This is a genomic window from Bacillus sp. BS3(2021) (assembly GCF_021043345.1).
Classification (GTDB): Bacteria; Bacillota; Bacilli; order Bacillales; family Bacillaceae; genus Bacillus; species Bacillus paralicheniformis.
Genome location: NZ_JAJNDM010000002.1, coordinates 196,629 through 211,581, shown reverse-complemented (window position 1 = coordinate 211,581; position 14,953 = coordinate 196,629). Strand labels below are relative to the sequence as shown.

The 14,953-nt window shown below is 44.1% G+C and carries 19 protein-coding genes; 7 read left to right on the top strand and 12 right to left on the bottom strand.

Going from position 1 to position 14,953, the window contains the following annotated elements; translation table 11 throughout:
• Positions 1 to 104: 104 nt before the first annotated feature.
• On the bottom strand, positions 105 to 1,517 hold the full coding sequence (locus LQ247_RS06380) for a sigma-54 interaction domain-containing protein (protein WP_023855659.1): 1,413 nt from the start codon (positions 1,515 to 1,517) through the stop codon (positions 105 to 107).
• A gap of 242 nt (positions 1,518 to 1,759) precedes the next feature.
• Between LQ247_RS06380 and LQ247_RS06375 the strand changes: the two genes are divergently transcribed.
• From LQ247_RS06375 to rocF, 3 genes are all read left to right on the top strand, one after another.
• Positions 1,760 to 2,962 (top strand): ornithine--oxo-acid transaminase, encoded by a 1,203-nt coding sequence (locus tag LQ247_RS06375; protein WP_231005754.1) that lies wholly within the window; start codon positions 1,760 to 1,762, stop codon positions 2,960 to 2,962.
• Positions 2,963 to 3,175: 213 nt separating this feature from the next.
• A complete protein-coding gene (locus tag LQ247_RS06370) occupies positions 3,176 to 4,555 on the top strand; it encodes an amino acid permease (protein WP_231005853.1) in 1,380 nt (459 codons plus the stop codon).
• 11 nt (positions 4,556 to 4,566) lie between these two features.
• Complete coding sequence (gene rocF, locus LQ247_RS06365) at positions 4,567 to 5,460, top strand: arginase (protein ID WP_020450126.1); 894 nt, start codon at positions 4,567 to 4,569, stop codon at positions 5,458 to 5,460.
• 46 nt (positions 5,461 to 5,506) lie between these two features.
• Here the strand turns inward: rocF and LQ247_RS06360 are convergent, their stop codons facing one another.
• Positions 5,507 to 6,379 carry a LysR family transcriptional regulator gene (locus LQ247_RS06360; RefSeq protein ID WP_231005753.1) on the bottom strand — a complete coding sequence of 291 codons (873 nt, stop codon included), beginning with the start codon at positions 6,377 to 6,379 and terminating at the stop codon, positions 5,507 to 5,509.
• A 121-nt stretch (positions 6,380 to 6,500) separates the two neighbouring features.
• Between LQ247_RS06360 and LQ247_RS06355 the strand changes: the two genes are divergently transcribed.
• The 4 genes from LQ247_RS06355 to LQ247_RS06340 are packed head-to-tail and all read left to right on the top strand — an operon-like array spanning position 6,501 to position 9,223.
• Complete coding sequence (locus LQ247_RS06355; RefSeq protein ID WP_231005752.1) at positions 6,501 to 7,070, top strand: non-oxidative hydroxyarylic acid decarboxylases subunit B; 570 nt, start codon at positions 6,501 to 6,503, stop codon at positions 7,068 to 7,070.
• A gap of 13 nt (positions 7,071 to 7,083) precedes the next feature.
• Positions 7,084 to 8,505 carry a non-oxidative hydroxyarylic acid decarboxylases subunit C gene (locus LQ247_RS06350; protein ID WP_023855656.1) on the top strand — a complete coding sequence of 474 codons (1,422 nt, stop codon included), beginning with the start codon at positions 7,084 to 7,086 and terminating at the stop codon, positions 8,503 to 8,505.
• Between the two features lie 19 nt (positions 8,506 to 8,524).
• Positions 8,525 to 8,752, top strand: a complete 228-nt coding sequence (locus tag LQ247_RS06345; protein ID WP_020450130.1) for a non-oxidative hydroxyarylic acid decarboxylases subunit D — start codon at positions 8,525 to 8,527, stop codon at positions 8,750 to 8,752.
• 15 nt (positions 8,753 to 8,767) lie between these two features.
• The gene (locus LQ247_RS06340; RefSeq protein WP_231005750.1) at positions 8,768 to 9,223 is read left to right on the top strand and encodes a pyridoxamine 5'-phosphate oxidase family protein; all 456 of its coding nucleotides are present in this window, start codon (positions 8,768 to 8,770) and stop codon (positions 9,221 to 9,223) included.
• Positions 9,224 to 9,257: 34 nt separating this feature from the next.
• On the opposite strand, the gene LQ247_RS06335 is transcribed toward LQ247_RS06340, so the two are convergent.
• From LQ247_RS06335 to LQ247_RS06290, 10 genes are all read right to left on the bottom strand, one after another.
• Positions 9,258 to 9,704: a hypothetical protein gene (locus tag LQ247_RS06335; protein WP_231005748.1), complete on the bottom strand. Its 447-nt coding sequence runs from the start codon at positions 9,702 to 9,704 to the stop codon at positions 9,258 to 9,260.
• A 25-nt stretch (positions 9,705 to 9,729) separates the two neighbouring features.
• Entirely contained in the window at positions 9,730 to 10,074 is a 345-nt protein-coding gene (locus LQ247_RS06330; RefSeq protein WP_224066812.1) for a hypothetical protein, read from the bottom strand.
• Between the two features lie 55 nt (positions 10,075 to 10,129).
• The gene (locus LQ247_RS06325; RefSeq protein WP_231005746.1) at positions 10,130 to 10,576 is read right to left on the bottom strand and encodes a hypothetical protein; all 447 of its coding nucleotides are present in this window, start codon (positions 10,574 to 10,576) and stop codon (positions 10,130 to 10,132) included.
• Between the two features lie 20 nt (positions 10,577 to 10,596).
• Complete coding sequence (locus LQ247_RS06320) at positions 10,597 to 11,271, bottom strand: hypothetical protein (RefSeq protein ID WP_231005744.1); 675 nt, start codon at positions 11,269 to 11,271, stop codon at positions 10,597 to 10,599.
• 17 nt (positions 11,272 to 11,288) lie between these two features.
• Positions 11,289 to 11,546: a hypothetical protein gene (locus tag LQ247_RS06315; protein WP_075213072.1), complete on the bottom strand. Its 258-nt coding sequence runs from the start codon at positions 11,544 to 11,546 to the stop codon at positions 11,289 to 11,291.
• Entirely contained in the window at positions 11,518 to 12,384 is an 867-nt protein-coding gene (locus LQ247_RS06310; RefSeq protein ID WP_231005742.1) for a hypothetical protein, read from the bottom strand. Before LQ247_RS06310 ends, LQ247_RS06315 begins: the two co-directional genes overlap by 29 nt.
• 175 nt (positions 12,385 to 12,559) lie before the next feature.
• Positions 12,560 to 12,721, bottom strand: a complete 162-nt coding sequence (locus tag LQ247_RS06305) for a hypothetical protein (protein WP_023855651.1) — start codon at positions 12,719 to 12,721, stop codon at positions 12,560 to 12,562.
• Between the two features lie 165 nt (positions 12,722 to 12,886).
• Positions 12,887 to 13,045: a hypothetical protein gene (locus tag LQ247_RS06300; protein WP_023855650.1), complete on the bottom strand. Its 159-nt coding sequence runs from the start codon at positions 13,043 to 13,045 to the stop codon at positions 12,887 to 12,889.
• Between the two features lie 1,331 nt (positions 13,046 to 14,376).
• Entirely contained in the window at positions 14,377 to 14,676 is a 300-nt protein-coding gene (locus LQ247_RS06295) for a DUF4176 domain-containing protein (RefSeq protein WP_020450141.1), read from the bottom strand.
• Positions 14,677 to 14,687: 11 nt separating this feature from the next.
• The gene (locus LQ247_RS06290) at positions 14,688 to 14,948 is read right to left on the bottom strand and encodes a hypothetical protein (RefSeq protein WP_020450142.1); all 261 of its coding nucleotides are present in this window, start codon (positions 14,946 to 14,948) and stop codon (positions 14,688 to 14,690) included.
• Positions 14,949 to 14,953 lie beyond the last annotated feature (5 nt).

Sequence of the window (14,953 nt, the reverse complement as noted above, 5' to 3'; positions counted from 1 at the left end):
CTTTTCTGATTGGATTTAGTTGATATGATTGTACTTAACGGTCTTACAAAAGTAAAGCATAAACCTTTTTTAGTATGAGTCAAGAAATTCGTTTTTAGTGATAATCATTCTGATTCCTGATCAAAACGGATCTTCCATTTTTTAAGCCTGTATTGCAGGCTCTGCCTGCTGATCCCCAGAACCCGCGCCGCTTGGGACACATTGTAATTGCATTTTTTAACGGTTTTTTGAATATAATACTTTTCGGCATTCTCGATTTGTTCCTTCAAAGGAGCTGCCGAGACGGAAGGAAGCGGGGCGAACAGATCATAGCCCTGCTGCGGCAGCTGCTTTTTTGCCGCTGGTTTTGTCCTGTATTGCAATGGAAGGTGCGTCAGCTCGAGTTTGTCTTCGTAAGACATCAAATTCATGGCGCCTTCAATTAAATGTTCAAGTTCTCTGACGTTTCCCGGCCAATCGTATGAAAGCAGAAACCGCTGCACCTCTTCTTCAAAACCTTTGACCTCCATTTGGAACAATGCGTTGTATTTGTCGATAAAATGCTGGGTGAGCGGCATGATATCTTCCTTTCGATCTTTTAATGGAGGAATGAACAAGGTGACGACACTCAGCCTGTAATACAAATCTTTTCGCAGTCTTTGCCCGCTGACCGCGTCGACTGGATCTTCGTTCATCGTCGCGATGATCCTGACATCGATCGGAGTATCCTTCGAAGCGCCGATCCGCCTGATCGTTTTTTCTTGAATCGCGCGCAAAAGCTTTGCCTGCAAGCTGAAGTCCAAAGAATTGATCTCGTCAAGGAGAAGTGTGCCGCCGTCTGCTTGTTCGAAAAGACCCGGGCGATCGACGGCACCCGTGAATGCGCCTTTGGCCGTGCCGAATAAAAGGCCTTCGACGAGGCTTTCCGGGAGGGCTGCGCAGTTTTGTGAGATGAATGGGCCAGTCGACCGCTGGCTTCCGTTATGTATACTTTGGGCGAACAGTTCTTTTCCGGTTCCGGTGTCGCCGACAATGAGAATGGAGGAAGAGGTCCGGGTCGCCCGCTTTGCATGTTCAATGACTTCCTTGAACGCCGGGCTGACGCCGATCAGACTGTCAAACGTATACTTTGTGTTTTCTGTTTTGTTCATATTTTCTCTGATCAGCCGTTCAAGCTTTGTGACATCTTTGGCAATCTCAACCGCTCCTTTCGTATTCCCGTTTTCCATAATGGGAAACGTATGATTGACGGTCGTAATTTCCTGGCCCTTGTTATTGAAGTAGGTCTGCTTGACGTTTTTGTTCGTTTTCCCGTGATGCAGCGCCTGCAGGAGAGTGCTGTCATATTGGCTGGCAAAGGTAAACACGTCCAGCACGTTTTTGCCGAGCACATCGTTGACATCCATCCCTTCAATCTGGCTCATTTTTTTGTTATAGACAACAGATGTGCCGTTTTCGTCGACGACATGCAAGCCGATATCGATTTCATCTATAATTCTTTGAAAAATAAGCTTGAGTAAATCATAATTCTTCAGCAAGTGACATCCCCCTTTGTTCGTAACTGTCTCTCCATTGTAAGTGAAGATTTGATAAGGGTGCAAAAAAATATGCATTTATTTTTGCACCTTTGAATAAAAACCGCAAAATTTTTTGCGAATTATACAGGCAATGTTCTGAAAATTTGCGGTTTTAAGATTGGCACGATCCTTGCATATAAAATAGTGTGAAACAAAATACGACATCTGGCATGTATGTCCAAAAATAAGAAGGAGGAATCAGAATGACGGTTCTATCAAAGTCCGAGAAAATTATGAAGCAAACCGCACATTTTGGCGCGAATAACTATCATCCTCTGCCGATCGTGATTTCTGAAGCGGAAGGCGCGTGGGTGAAAGATCCGGAAGGCAACCGATACATGGATATGCTGAGCGCTTATTCCGCAGTGAATCAAGGGCACAGGCATCCGAAAATCATCCAGGCGTTAAAAGATCAGGCCGACAAAATCACCTTGACGTCGAGAGCTTTTCACAATGACCAGCTTGGTCCTTTCTATGAAAAGGTCGCTTCATTAACGGGGAAAGATATGGTTCTGCCGATGAACACCGGAGCGGAAGCGGTTGAGTCCGCGATTAAAGCAGCCCGGCGCTGGGCTTATGATGTAAAAGGCGTTCCGGACAATAAGGCTGAAATTATCGCATGTGTAGGCAATTTTCACGGCCGGACGATGCTGGCTGTGTCGCTTTCATCAGAAGAAGAGTATAAACGTGGTTTCGGGCCGATGCTTCCTGGCATCAAGCTGATTCCATACGGGGATCTGGAGGCGCTGAAACAGGCGATCACACCGAATACGGCCGCTTTCTTAATTGAGCCGATTCAGGGTGAAGCGGGTATTGTCATTCCGCCGGAAGGCTTTTTGAAACAGGCTGCAGAAGTCTGTAAAGAACGCAATGTCTTGTTTATCGCTGACGAAATACAGTCAGGGCTTGCACGAACAGGCAAAATGTTCGCCTCTGATTGGGAGGATGTCACACCGGACATGTACATTTTAGGAAAAGCGCTCGGAGGCGGCGTGTTCCCAATATCGTGTATTGCTGCAAACAGGGATGTGCTTGGCGTGTTTAATCCCGGCTCACACGGGTCGACTTTTGGAGGGAACCCGCTTGCATGCGCCGTATCGATCGCCGCCCTTGAAGTGTTGGAAGATGAGCGGCTCGCTGAACGGTCGCTGGAGCTCGGGGAATATTTTAAAGAGGAGCTCTCGCAAATCGATAATCCAAAAATCAAAGAAGTGCGCGGCAGAGGGCTGTTCATTGGGGTTGAGCTGACCGAGGCGGCGCGTCCGTATTGCGAGCGTTTGAAAGAAGAAGGCCTGCTCTGCAAAGAAACGCATGAAACGGTGATTCGCTTTGCGCCTCCTCTTGTTATTTCAAATGAGGATTTGGATTGGGCGATTGAAAAGATTACCCGTGTTTTGTCGAAGTAAAGCGGACGGCTGAACAATAAGGGGATTGTTCAGCCCGTTTTTTCGCCGCATGTGCGAAGTTTGTCAAAAATTGAAATATCAGGAAAATGTTCAGAAGATTTAAAAAATAGTCTATATGTCATAGGGGGAGATGACATTAGGGAGAATGGAAACGGAAGGGGTGAAGGCGGTTTGAACCATGAAAACCGTGAACAATATACACTGAAAAGAACGATGAAATCACGCCATTTGTTTATGATCTCGCTTGGCGGCGTCATCGGAACCGGCTTTTTTCTTGGAACAGGATATACGATCAATGAAGCCGGGCCGATCGGCGCGATTCTTTCTTATTTAGCGGGCGGAATGATCATGTATTTTACGATGCTTTGCCTCGGGGAGCTCGCAGTGGCAATGCCGGTTTCAGGCTCTTTTCAGACGTACGCGACAAAATTTATCGGGCCTGCCACAGGATTTGCCGTCGGCTGGATCTACTGGCTCGGCTGGTCGGTTACGGTTGCTTTGGAATTTCTGTCGGCGGGGCAGCTGATGAAAAGGTGGTTTCCCGATGTCGGCGTCTGGATATGGTGTTTGATTTTCGGTCTGCTGCTTTTTTCGCTTAACGCGCTATCGGCGAAAGCCTTCGGGGAATCGGAATTTTGGCTGTCCGGCATTAAAATTATCGTCATCCTTCTGTTTATTATCCTCGGCGGAGGCGCGATGTTCGGATTTATCGATATGAAAGACGGACAGGCTGCACCGTTCTTTTCCAATCTGATTGGAGACGGAATTTTTCCAAACGGATTCGGCGCGATCTTTATCACGATGATCACCGTCAACTTTGCCTTTCAAGGGACAGAGCTGATCGGGATCGCGGCGGGGGAAAGCGAAAATCCGGAAAAAACGGTGCCCCGCTCCATCAAACAGACGGTCTGGCGGACACTCGTGTTTTTCGGCCTGTCCGTATTTGTCCTGGCGGGGTTGATTCCATGGGAAAAAGCGGGGGTTGTTGAAAGCCCGTTCGTTGTCGTATTTGAACAAATTGGCATTCCGTATGCCGCCGATCTGATGAACTTTGTTATTTTAATTGCTTTATTATCGGTGGCGAATTCGGGTTTGTACGCATCGACGAGGATGCTTTACTCCCTTGCGAAAGAAGGAATGGCCGCTCAGGCTTTAAGCCGGGTCAATAAAAGAGGGATCCCGATGAATGCGCTGTGGATCACGCTCGGTTTTGCGGGTTTGTCCCTCGTCTCAAGCGTAGTTGCCGCGGAAACGCTCTACATCTGGCTTCTGTCTCTAGCCGGTTTAAGCGCACAAGTCGGCTGGATCACGATTACGGTATCACAGCTGCTATTTCGCAGAAGATATGTTAAAGAAGGCGGTAAGGTTGAAGACTTGAAATTTAAAACGCCTCTTTACCCTTATTTGCCGCTGACGGGATTTATTTTAAACAGCGCCGTCCTTGTGAGCCTTGCCTTTGATTCAGAGCAGAGGATGGCATTGTACTGCGGGATTTTGTTCATGTCGGCCTGCTACTTTGTTTATCACGTATTTGTGAAAAAACGCCAGGGTCTTGAGCGACAAGAAGCATTGATCTATCAAAACAAACGATGAGGTGGTTATTGATGAATAAGCAAGTTTCTCTGATTGGAATGCCGATGGACTTGGGACAGGCGCGGCGCGGTGTGGATATGGGACCGAGCGCGATTCGCTACGCTCATATCGTGGAACGTCTGACCGAGCTTGGCTATGATATCGATGATCTGGGCGATGTGCCGATCAATCGCGATCAGCCAAAAGGAGACGAAGGGCTGAAAAATTTAGTTTCCGTACTCGAAGGAAACCGCAAGCTGGCCGATATCGTCGACAATGTTATCGAGCAGCGCCGCTTCCCGCTCGTGTTGGGCGGAGACCACAGCATAGCCATCGGGACATTGGCGGGGGTAGCCAAGCATTATCAACAGCTCGGCGTGATTTGGTATGACGCACACGGCGACTTAAATACGCTGGAGACATCGCCGTCAGGCAACATCCACGGTATGCCGCTGGCGGTAAGTCTCGGTGTCGGCCACGAAAAGCTGGTCAACCTCCACGGCTATACGCCGAAAGTCAAGCCGGAGCATGTCGTCATCATCGGTGCGCGCTCGCTTGATGAAGGAGAGCGCAAATATATCCGTGAAACCGGCATGAAAGTCTACACCATGCACGAAATCGACAGGCTCGGCATGACGAAAGTGATAGAGGAAACGATCGAGTATCTGTCAGCAAATTGCGACGGCATTCATCTGAGCCTCGATCTGGACGGTCTTGATCCGAGCGACGCTCCGGGAGTCGGCACCCCTGTCGTCGGAGGCATCAGCTACAGGGAAAGCCATTTGGCGATGGAAATGCTTTATGACGCAGATATCATTACTTCTGCCGAGTTTGTTGAAGTCAACCCGATACTTGATCATAAAAATAAAACCGGTGAGGCGGCCGTCGAACTGATCGAATCGCTGTTAGGGAAGAAGCTGCTGTAACCAATGAAAAGGAGAAGGCATCGGTATGATGCCTTTTCTTTTTTTATCAAAATAAAGCCAAAAACTCTCTTACGGGCTTCGGCAGAAAACTGCCGGCCCGCCAAACGACAGACGGCTGCAGAATGAACGGATTGTCTTGAATCTCCAATGTCTGAACATGACGCGCAAAATGCGCCGGCAGCATGGACAGCGGCAGAATCGTTGCTCCGAATCCCGAGGTGACAAGGCTGAGGAGCGTTGTAGAATCATGGCACTCACAGACGACCCTCGGCTCAAGGTCCAATGATTGAAAGTGATGGACGACCTCATCATAAATCCCTTTTCCGTGCGACGGTCTGAGCAGAATCAGCGGCAGACCGGCAATTTCTTTCATTCCGGCTTCCCCATTTAAGCCATACGACTGATTCCCCGGAAGAACGAGCTTGCATGGGACCTCCGGCAGGCTCTTTGCTTCGATATTTTTGCTGTGGAAAGGCGTTGTCGTGACCGCCGCATCGATCTGCCGGTTTTCCAAGAGCCCGCTCAGCCGTGAAGGCTCACCTTCCCAAATGTTAAACATTAAATTCGGGTACATTTCCCTGATCTTCGAGACTTTTGAGAGCAATAGAGCCGCACAGTAAATCGTTGAACCGACGGCAAGGGTTCCGTTGACTTCTTCACGCAGCTCCCGAACCTCCAAGATGGAATCCTCAAGCTTGTGCAGGATTTCTTTTGCTCTTTTCAAAAACACTTCTCCTTCATAGGTCAGCGTCAAGTTTTTCTTTTTGTTCCGGTCAAATAAAACGACTCCGAGCTCCTCTTCCATCTGCTTCAACTGTCTGGAGAGGGGCGGCTGGGCGATATGAAGCCGTTTCGCCGCCGTTGTAATCTTTCCTTCCTGTGCGATCGTAACAAAGTACTTTAACTGGCGAATATCCATTTTCTCGGCACTCCTTTTTATACCTTTAAAGTATTATATATAGATTTAACAGATATTTTCAATATGGTAAATAGAGGCGTATCATTTTAACTGAAGCACCAAGAGGGAAAGGGGGGCGTATATGAACATCATCGTCGGAATTACGGGCGCGACCGGCGCGATATTTGGCGTGCGGATGCTGGAGTGGCTGAAGAAAACCGACGCAGAGACACACCTAGTCATCTCTCCGTGGGCAGCGGCAACGATTCTGCACGAAACGGGATATACGATGAAAGACGTAGAAAAGCTCGCATCTTTTACGTATTCCCACAAAGACCAGGCGGCCCGCATTTCAAGCGGTTCCTTTCAAACGGACGGAATGATTGTCGCACCGTGCAGCATGAAGACGTTGGCGGGCATTCGCACCGGTATAGCGGATAACCTGTTGACCCGTTCGGCGGACGTCATGCTGAAGGAACGGAAAAAGCTTGTGCTGTTAACAAGGGAGACGCCGCTGAACCAGATTCATCTTGAAAACATGCTTGAGCTGACAAAAATGGGCGCGGTGATTCTGCCGCCGATGCCGGCTTTTTATAATCATCCCCAAAATCTGACCGAAATGGTCGACCATATCGTATTCCGGACGCTGGACCAATTTGGAATCCATCTGTCTGAAGCGAAGCGCTGGGAAGGAATGAAACAGAAGAAATAAGGAGGATAACAGAATGGCTTATCAAGATTTTAGAGATTTTTTAAACACGCTGAAAAAAGAAGGACAGCTTCTTGAAGTTCAGGAAGAGGTGAAGCCGGAACCCGATTTGGGTGCCGCTGCACGCGCCGCCAATAACCTCGGAGACAAATCACCCGCTCTTTTATTCAACAACATTTACGGCTATAACAATGCCCAAATCGCCCTGAATGTCATCGGCTCCTGGCCGAACCACGCGTTAATGCTCGGCCTTCCGAAAGACACGCCGGTCAAAGAACAGTTCTTTGAATTCGCACGCCGCTATGATCAATTTCCTGTAAAAGTGCAAAGAGAGGAGACAGCGCCGTTTCACGAAAACGACATCACAGAAGACATCAACCTGTTTGACATTCTGCCGCTCTTCCGCATCAATCAGGGCGACGGTGGCTTTTATTTAGACAAGGCATGCGTCATTTCCAGAGATGTCGAGGATCCGGAACACTTCGGCAAACAAAACGTCGGCATGTACAGACTGCAGGTAAAAGGAAAAGACCGTCTCGGCATTCAGCCCGTCCCGCAGCATGATATTGCAATCCACCTGCGTCAGGCTGAAGAGCGCGGCGAAAACCTGCCTGTCACGATTGCGCTCGGCTGCGAACCGGTCATTGCAACGGCGGCATCCACACCGCTCTTATACGATCAATCAGAATACGAAATGGCAGGGGCCTTGCAAGGTGAACCTTATAAAATCGTCAAATCAAAACTGTCTAACTTAGATATCCCATGGGGCGCGGAAGTGGTTCTCGAAGGTGAGATCCTGGCGGGCGAACGCGAGTATGAAGGCCCGTTCGGCGAGTTTACCGGCCACTATTCAGGCGGAAGAAGCATGCCGATCATCAAAATCAAGCGCGTCTGCCACCGCAACAACCCGATTTTTGAACACCTCTATTTAGGCATGCCTTGGACTGAGGTTGACTACATGGTCGGCATTAATACATGTGTGCCGCTTTACCAGCAGCTAAAAGAGGCCTATCCGAATGAAATTGTCGCGGTAAACGCGATGTATACACACGGCTTGATCGCCATTGTCTCAACGAAAAGCCGCTACGGCGGATTCGCCAAAGCTGTCGGTATGCGCGCGCTGACGACGCCGCACGGCCTCGGCTACTGCAAAATGGTGATCCTCGTTGACGAAGACGTCGATCCGTTTAATCTCCCGCAAGTGATGTGGGCCATTTCAACGAAAATGCATCCAAAACACGATGCAGTCATTATCCCGGATTTATCCGTTCTGGCGCTTGACCCGGGTTCTGAACCGGCGGGAATCACCCACAAAATGATCTTGGACGCGACAACACCTGTGGCCCCGGAAACAAGAGGACACTATTCACAACCGCTCGATTCCCCTATAGGAACGAAAGAGTGGGAAGCGAAACTAATGAATTTGCTAAATCAATAAAAGAGGAGAGTGTTTCATCATGCATACATGTCCGCGCTGCGAATTAAAAAAAGCGGAAACCGTCAGCAAGTCACCCGTTGAAGGAGCCTGGGAAGTTTATCAATGTCAGCACTGCTTTTTCACTTGGAGATCATCGGAGCCGGAGACGATCACAAATCCTGAAAAATACAATCCGGCCTTTAAAATCGACCCTTCTGAAGTCGAAACAGCCGTACAAGTGCCAGCGGTTCCAGATCGGAAAATCTAAAGGGAGGCATCCGGCATGGCTCAGCTATCAAACGAATTATTTCAGCTGTTAAACGGAGAGAAACTCGCCGGAAAGCGGCGCGAAGCAATGATGCTCCAGACCGTTACAGAAGAAGGCTGGCCGCACACAGCGATGATCAGCGCCGGCGAAATCCTCGCCTTGAACAAAACCGACATCCGCCTGGCTCTCTGGCAAGGCACAACGACAACCGCGAACATCGCGAGAACAGGCCGGGCGCTCTTCGTCACTTGCTGGAAAGGCAAAGCACATTATGTGCGGCTGTCTTTAAAGAAACTGCCCGAATTAAAAGACGCCAAACACCCGAGAGCGCGCTTCGCCAGCACCGTCGAAGCGGCCCGGGAAGATATCGCAAAATACGCCGATATCATCTCCGGCGTTCAGATTGAGCTGAAGGATGAAGCGGCGGTTTTGCGGCGGTGGGAAGAGACGCTGGAGGAGCTGAGGAACTGAAGAAAAGGACCATGGCGAACCATGGTCCTTTCAATTATTTCTGCAGCATCTTATTCGTCACTTTATAAGCCAAGATACAGCCAATTGTAATAAAAATAATCGCGATCGAAAGGATCACGAGCTTTTCAGCAACGGTATATATCGACATAGGAAGAATAACAGCGCAGACGGAAAACACGCCGCCAAAATAAACAAACAGGATCAGCGGCTTTTTGTATTTTTTCCAAATTACTTGATTAATCCCGTTTTTTTCGGGGGCTGCCGGATGTTTGCGGTCTTCATCTTTCATCAGTTTATTTAGCAGCACATAAATGAGAAATGCGAATAAAGTTGCCGAGAAAATATTAAAACAGAGGATAAACAGCTTTTCTCCCAGACTCATCACCGGATTCAGAACAGAGCTGAGAACGGAGCCGCAAACGAAAAACAGGTAGACGGATAAGATAGCTTTGTTTCTTGGTTTTTGTAGAAATTTAGACATTCGGATCTCTCCAATCGTAAATGATTTAAACGCTGAAAATGAGATGGATCAGAAAAGAAAAAATATAAAAGATGATGATGCTTAAAATGCCTCTGCCCAGAAGATAGAGGGCGAAATACAGTTTTCTCAGGAACCAGTTGTATTTTAATAGCCGTTTGTAAACAAAGTAACCGGTGCCGACAAGAAGAAAAACGAATGTATTTGTGATTTTATGGGACCATTTTTCAGGTTTTAAAAAGACCATTTTTTCATATTCAATGATCATGTGACTCGCAATGATTAAAAAACCCAAACTGTAAGCGAAATGAGCGGCCAACATACCGGCGATGAAATATTCGGTATATTCAACAAAAGTTTCTGGTGACATCATTACTCCTTTATGAATGGCGGATTCCAGCGTTTTTTTTTCTGCTAAAAAAAGCTTCTCATTCTTCGTCAGGCATTCTTTCCAAACAAGACCGGTTCAGCATTTGATTCGCCGCTTGATAAACAGTAAAAAAGCCGCCAGATATCACGGCAAACAAAATTGCAAACACGCCGGATTTCCAAGCGAGTGAGAGTTCGGGCATGAAAAACACGGATGTTCCCACAATCAGGATGCCGACGAAGTAGAAAGAGAGCGTGAACGGTTTTCTGTATTTCTTCCAAAAGATTTTCGCGACGATGTTGCATCGGGGCGCGCTTTGATCTTTCTTCGGCTTATTTATGAACACATAAGTGATGAAGGCGAATAAAGAAATTGAAACGAACATAAAGCCGATGACGGCAAGCTTTTCCTTCCAGTTCATTGAAGGTTTGACAAGGCCGGTCAAAATAACGATTGCTGCAAGTAGGGAATAAACTGAGAGAATGATTTTATTTCTGCCTTTCAAACATGACCTCTCCTTGTGCCTTAAATCCTATGCTGTCTGATGATGTCTTGATTCGCTTTGATGAAGAAATATTTGTGGATGAATTTGACCCCCATCATAGAAAATAAACAAGCCATAAGCAGATAGACGGTACTCATCAACAAATAAACGGCAGACTCGGAAACTCGCAAAACGGCATGACTTATTACAAAACCGCCTGCCGGAACAGCTGCCAGGAGCATCCTTGTTGGAGCTGCTGTCTCCCTTGTTCCTTTTTCAGGGAAAACAACCAGGTAATACCGGATGACGAGGAAGATAAAGGCGGCAAAAATGAATAGGGACAGACTGATCAGCGGTACATGAAAACCGATAGCAGAAACCATCATTTTTTGCGCTGTGATCAACTGGCAATATGACATCCCGCTGAATGATACACCCATAAAACGAACATATTGAAGGTGATGATGATATCCGGTCATGCTTTTGGTATTCATGATGATCATCCATATATTGATCAGGATAGCAACAGGAACAGCGGCGAATATGAAAAAATCTACTTTGTTCACCAGCACAGGTAATATGCTTAAAATATCCAGCATCAACACGATAAAACACGCCATTCCCCATTTCGTTTCCCGGCTGATGGGAGCTGTCAAATGAGACTGAATATTGGTAGGTAAATCTTTGTATGCAACCGTTTCTTTTAATTTCAGCAAAACTTAATTTCCTCCGCTTATTCCTCTGAATTTTTATAATTCTGCATGTATTTTTTCAGCCAGACTTTTTTTCTGTAGATATGTAATAGGAGTGGAGGAACGAAAAAAAATAAGCTGATAACTGAAACAAACAAGGGAATTTCTGAAGGTGCTTTTGCTCCTACCGCCCATATCGTCATGATGACTAAAAAGATACCCCCTACAGGAAATAAAATAGAGAAGATGATCATTGCTTCGTTTATTTTTTTATATAGAAAATTTTTTTCGTTTTTCATCAAAAAGCTCCTTTTTCTTGGTCAAACGATACTTATCTCTTGAAAAGCAAAGGAATACAATTGTAGCTAGCTGTGATCTGTTTTTTTTTCGTAAATCAATCATGTTTGTGTTCCGGCGATTGCTCTGTTCGGTGGTCATGATTTTCGGTCGCGGGCTGTATGTTCCATTTTTAAAACGTCTATCGATCAAGTCTTGATTGGCTTTGATAAAAAAGAATTTATGAATGAATTTAACCCCCATAAAAGAAAAAAAGAAAGTAAATGCCAAAAAGGTATAACTCATAAAATAGGTAGCTCCGCCTTCAAAATAATGCAGGAAGAAAAACGCCGCAATGTAAGCGACTATTCCAAATAAACACAAGCAGTTTACCAAAGTCGTACTGTCTGTCTTTTTTTTATAGTTTGGGAAAATGATAAGGTAATGTAGAACCATACTTAAAATCACAACAACATAAACAAATGAAGACGTGATGATAAATACAAGGTCATAACCGAGCAAAACGTAAACGAGTTCTTGTGATAAGACAAAATAACAAAAAGAACATACAGCGCCAGCTACCCCCATATATATGGTGAAATGCAAATCATTCCGATCACTCTGTTTTAAAAACAGGACAATGACTGTCCATATGTTAATACCCGTCATAAAAGGTAATGATATAGCCGTGAAAAATGTTTCCCCTATCGCTATGATCAGCACGCCGCACATTAAATCAGTAAATAAAATCATCCACAGCATGTTTAACTTAGCATCTTTATCACAGCTTTTAGATGCTAAATGGGTTATGATGCGGGAAGGTAAATTCCTGTATTTAGGATTTCCTTTTAATTTCAGCAAGGTGTTCACCTGCCTTTTATCAATTGATGTGAAAGAACAGACCATTCGGATCGTGTATTTCGGCTGATGAAAGCTATAAAATAAAATTTGTCAGGGCTCCGAATTTGAAAATTAGCTTAAGAGAAAGCATCCCGAATGAGATGCTTTGAAATTTATTCATTTGTGAAATCAATAATTATGTATTTTTAAACGATACCGTATACTCCAGCCCTTTTAATAATTCATACCATTGTTCAATTGTCTTTAATGAAATATGTACAGGTTTTTCATTGTGTTCATCATATTGAGCAACCCAGACGCCTTGAGCAGAAGGAATAAAGAAGACGATGTTTTGCAAAAATGGTCCATCGTTTAAGCTTGGGATGTAAATATGTGAGATATTGTTATTGTTTAGCGGCCATTGGTTAGCTTCAAGATCGGCTATCAGTTGATTAAAGCTATGTTCTTCCTCCGGTGAAAAAGAACTTTCTTTTCCGGACCTTTTCTGTCATGTTTTTATTACTCAACCAATCAAGCACTTATCTGAAAGGCGCAGTTTTAAAGGGACATGCTCTTCGTGAGCTGAAAAGTAATAATAGTCTTTAATAAACTCGGCGATTTCCTGCTCGTCGGCATACGCAAATTCATGTATGATGTCACGGTCATCATATGGAAAAGCCATGTTTCATTTTCAAAATGGTGAAGCATTAAAGTGTTTTGATTGTCAAGACTGGAACAGCGGATCATTTATTCCGAATTTACGTAGGAGACGATGAACTTTTTCATCTTCAGTTAGAGGATTTTCATCCTTTGCGCTTTTTTCTTCATTCCAGTATTGTTTTAAAATAAGCTGATTGATGGTTGCGGCTGACTGCAATTGCATCCCATTCTTTTCTTAATTTTTTCCTAAAGATGCCTCTGCAATACTTTTGGCTAAATCCGGATAATCGCATAGCGTGACGAGTATTGCTAGTTCTTCAGATGTACATGTGATGAGATGTTTTATTGTTTTCACATCCTTGTAAAAAAATTAAACCCTGAAAATGAAGTGGAGAATAAAAGATAAAATATAAAAGATGATGATACTTAGAATTCCGCTTCCCAGAAGATAAAGGGCGTAATATAGTTTTCTCAGGAACCAGTTATATTTGTAAAGCCGTTTATATACAAAATAACTAGCACCGAAAAAGAGTCTTGTATAAAAATTAACAGTTTTTTTGAACAAATTTGAAGGCGTTTCAAATGTTCCACGTTCGTAATTATTTACTATTAGATTTCCGAGAATTAGCAATAGCAACCCGTAACCAAATTGAGCACCTAAAATAGCGCATAATAGGTACTCTGAATATTCGACGAAAATTTCGGGTGTCATACTCCCTCCTGTTTAACCAACCATTTTTTGATAGATTTAAGTCGAATTTTTGTTCATGCTTTCGATTTTTTAACGACGTCAAGGTTGTTTTTTGCCGCTGATATCTTTACCTAACGAATCAATATCATCATTTTTGGAAAACGATAAGGTAATGTAGCCATACTTAAAATCACAATCACGTAAATTAATAAAGACGCGGTGATACATAAAAAGTTATAACAGAACAAAACGTAATTGGGTTCTTGGGATAATACAAGATAACAAAAAGAACATACAACTTCAGTGGCTCCCATATGGCTCTGGTATTTGTACGATATTGCAGGTTATCTCAGCTTTTTTTCGGCTATTGAATATTGACGGGGATTTCTAGATGTAAAGCCACTTTTGATTTTAATTTTTATATGAAAGGCATTCCTGGAGAAAGGGATGTTTGTTAAACTAGTCTTTCATTATTTTATTCATAACAATGTAAATAATAAAAGTGAACCCAGTGGCTGAAAGAGTATTAAAACAAAACAAAAATAACTTCCCTTTCCACTCAACGGGTACCGCTAAAGTAGACACAGTAATGCAAAATATAAAAATAAAATAAATAATTAAGATAGCTTTATTTCTTCGCTTCTCTAAAAATTTAGACAAGTTTACACCTCATTATTGTCTAAAGACTCTTTTCTTTTCTCGTTTAACTTTTCTTGAATAATCTTCTCTTCGTCATTAATAAAACCTTTAAATAAAACTTCTTCAATCATATTTTGATTGAAAAATAGATTGAAATCTTCGGTTATATTTCCTTCCGGATAAGGCACTGAAACGTAATCAAATCTTTCCTTACTTGAAGATTGAATCTGGTGTCGACCATAAATCATTACTAGTTTTTCCACTTTTTTTAATTTGACTACGCTGCCGATCGGTAACCAGGAATACTCTTTTATGTTTTTCATCTGTTAAGCTCCTAACGATTACTTTTTTGTCTAACGAGATGAGGATGTTTTTTAAATAAAACTTTTTTTCTGTAAATAAGCAAACATATTGGCAATAACAAAAAAAACGTTGAGATCAATATTGTAAATTCAATAAAGGCTTGAAATGGGAGTTTGTTTTCTATAGTGATCCAAATTAAAGCTGAAAACATACACAACCATACAAACGGCCCAAAGATTGATGCAACAATAATAGCTGAATTCACTCTTTTAGCTAAAAAATCTTTATTCATCAAGA

Coding starts and splice junctions, on each gene's coding strand:
- LQ247_RS06340 (WP_231005750.1), top strand. CDS start 8,768: ATGGCTCAGCTATCAAACGAATTATTTCAGCTGTTAAACGGAGAGAAA.
- LQ247_RS06375 (WP_231005754.1), top strand. CDS start 1,760: ATGACGGTTCTATCAAAGTCCGAGAAAATTATGAAGCAAACCGCACAT.
- LQ247_RS06355 (WP_231005752.1), top strand. CDS start 6,501: ATGAACATCATCGTCGGAATTACGGGCGCGACCGGCGCGATATTTGGC.
- LQ247_RS06350 (WP_023855656.1), top strand. CDS start 7,084: ATGGCTTATCAAGATTTTAGAGATTTTTTAAACACGCTGAAAAAAGAA.
- LQ247_RS06290 (WP_020450142.1), bottom strand. CDS start 14,948: ATGAATAAAGATTTTTTAGCTAAAAGAGTGAATTCAGCTATTATTGTT.
- LQ247_RS06335 (WP_231005748.1), bottom strand. CDS start 9,704: ATGTCTAAATTTCTACAAAAACCAAGAAACAAAGCTATCTTATCCGTC.
- LQ247_RS06345 (WP_020450130.1), top strand. CDS start 8,525: ATGCATACATGTCCGCGCTGCGAATTAAAAAAAGCGGAAACCGTCAGC.
- LQ247_RS06330 (WP_224066812.1), bottom strand. CDS start 10,074: ATGATGTCACCAGAAACTTTTGTTGAATATACCGAATATTTCATCGCC.
- LQ247_RS06295 (WP_020450141.1), bottom strand. CDS start 14,676: ATGAAAAACATAAAAGAGTATTCCTGGTTACCGATCGGCAGCGTAGTC.
- LQ247_RS06300 (WP_023855650.1), bottom strand. CDS start 13,045: ATGGCTTTTCCATATGATGACCGTGACATCATACATGAATTTGCGTAT.
- LQ247_RS06315 (WP_075213072.1), bottom strand. CDS start 11,546: ATGAAAAACGAAAAAAATTTTCTATATAAAAAAATAAACGAAGCAATG.
- LQ247_RS06360 (WP_231005753.1), bottom strand. CDS start 6,379: ATGGATATTCGCCAGTTAAAGTACTTTGTTACGATCGCACAGGAAGGA.
- LQ247_RS06370 (WP_231005853.1), top strand. CDS start 3,176: ATGAAATCACGCCATTTGTTTATGATCTCGCTTGGCGGCGTCATCGGA.
- rocF (WP_020450126.1), top strand. CDS start 4,567: ATGAATAAGCAAGTTTCTCTGATTGGAATGCCGATGGACTTGGGACAG.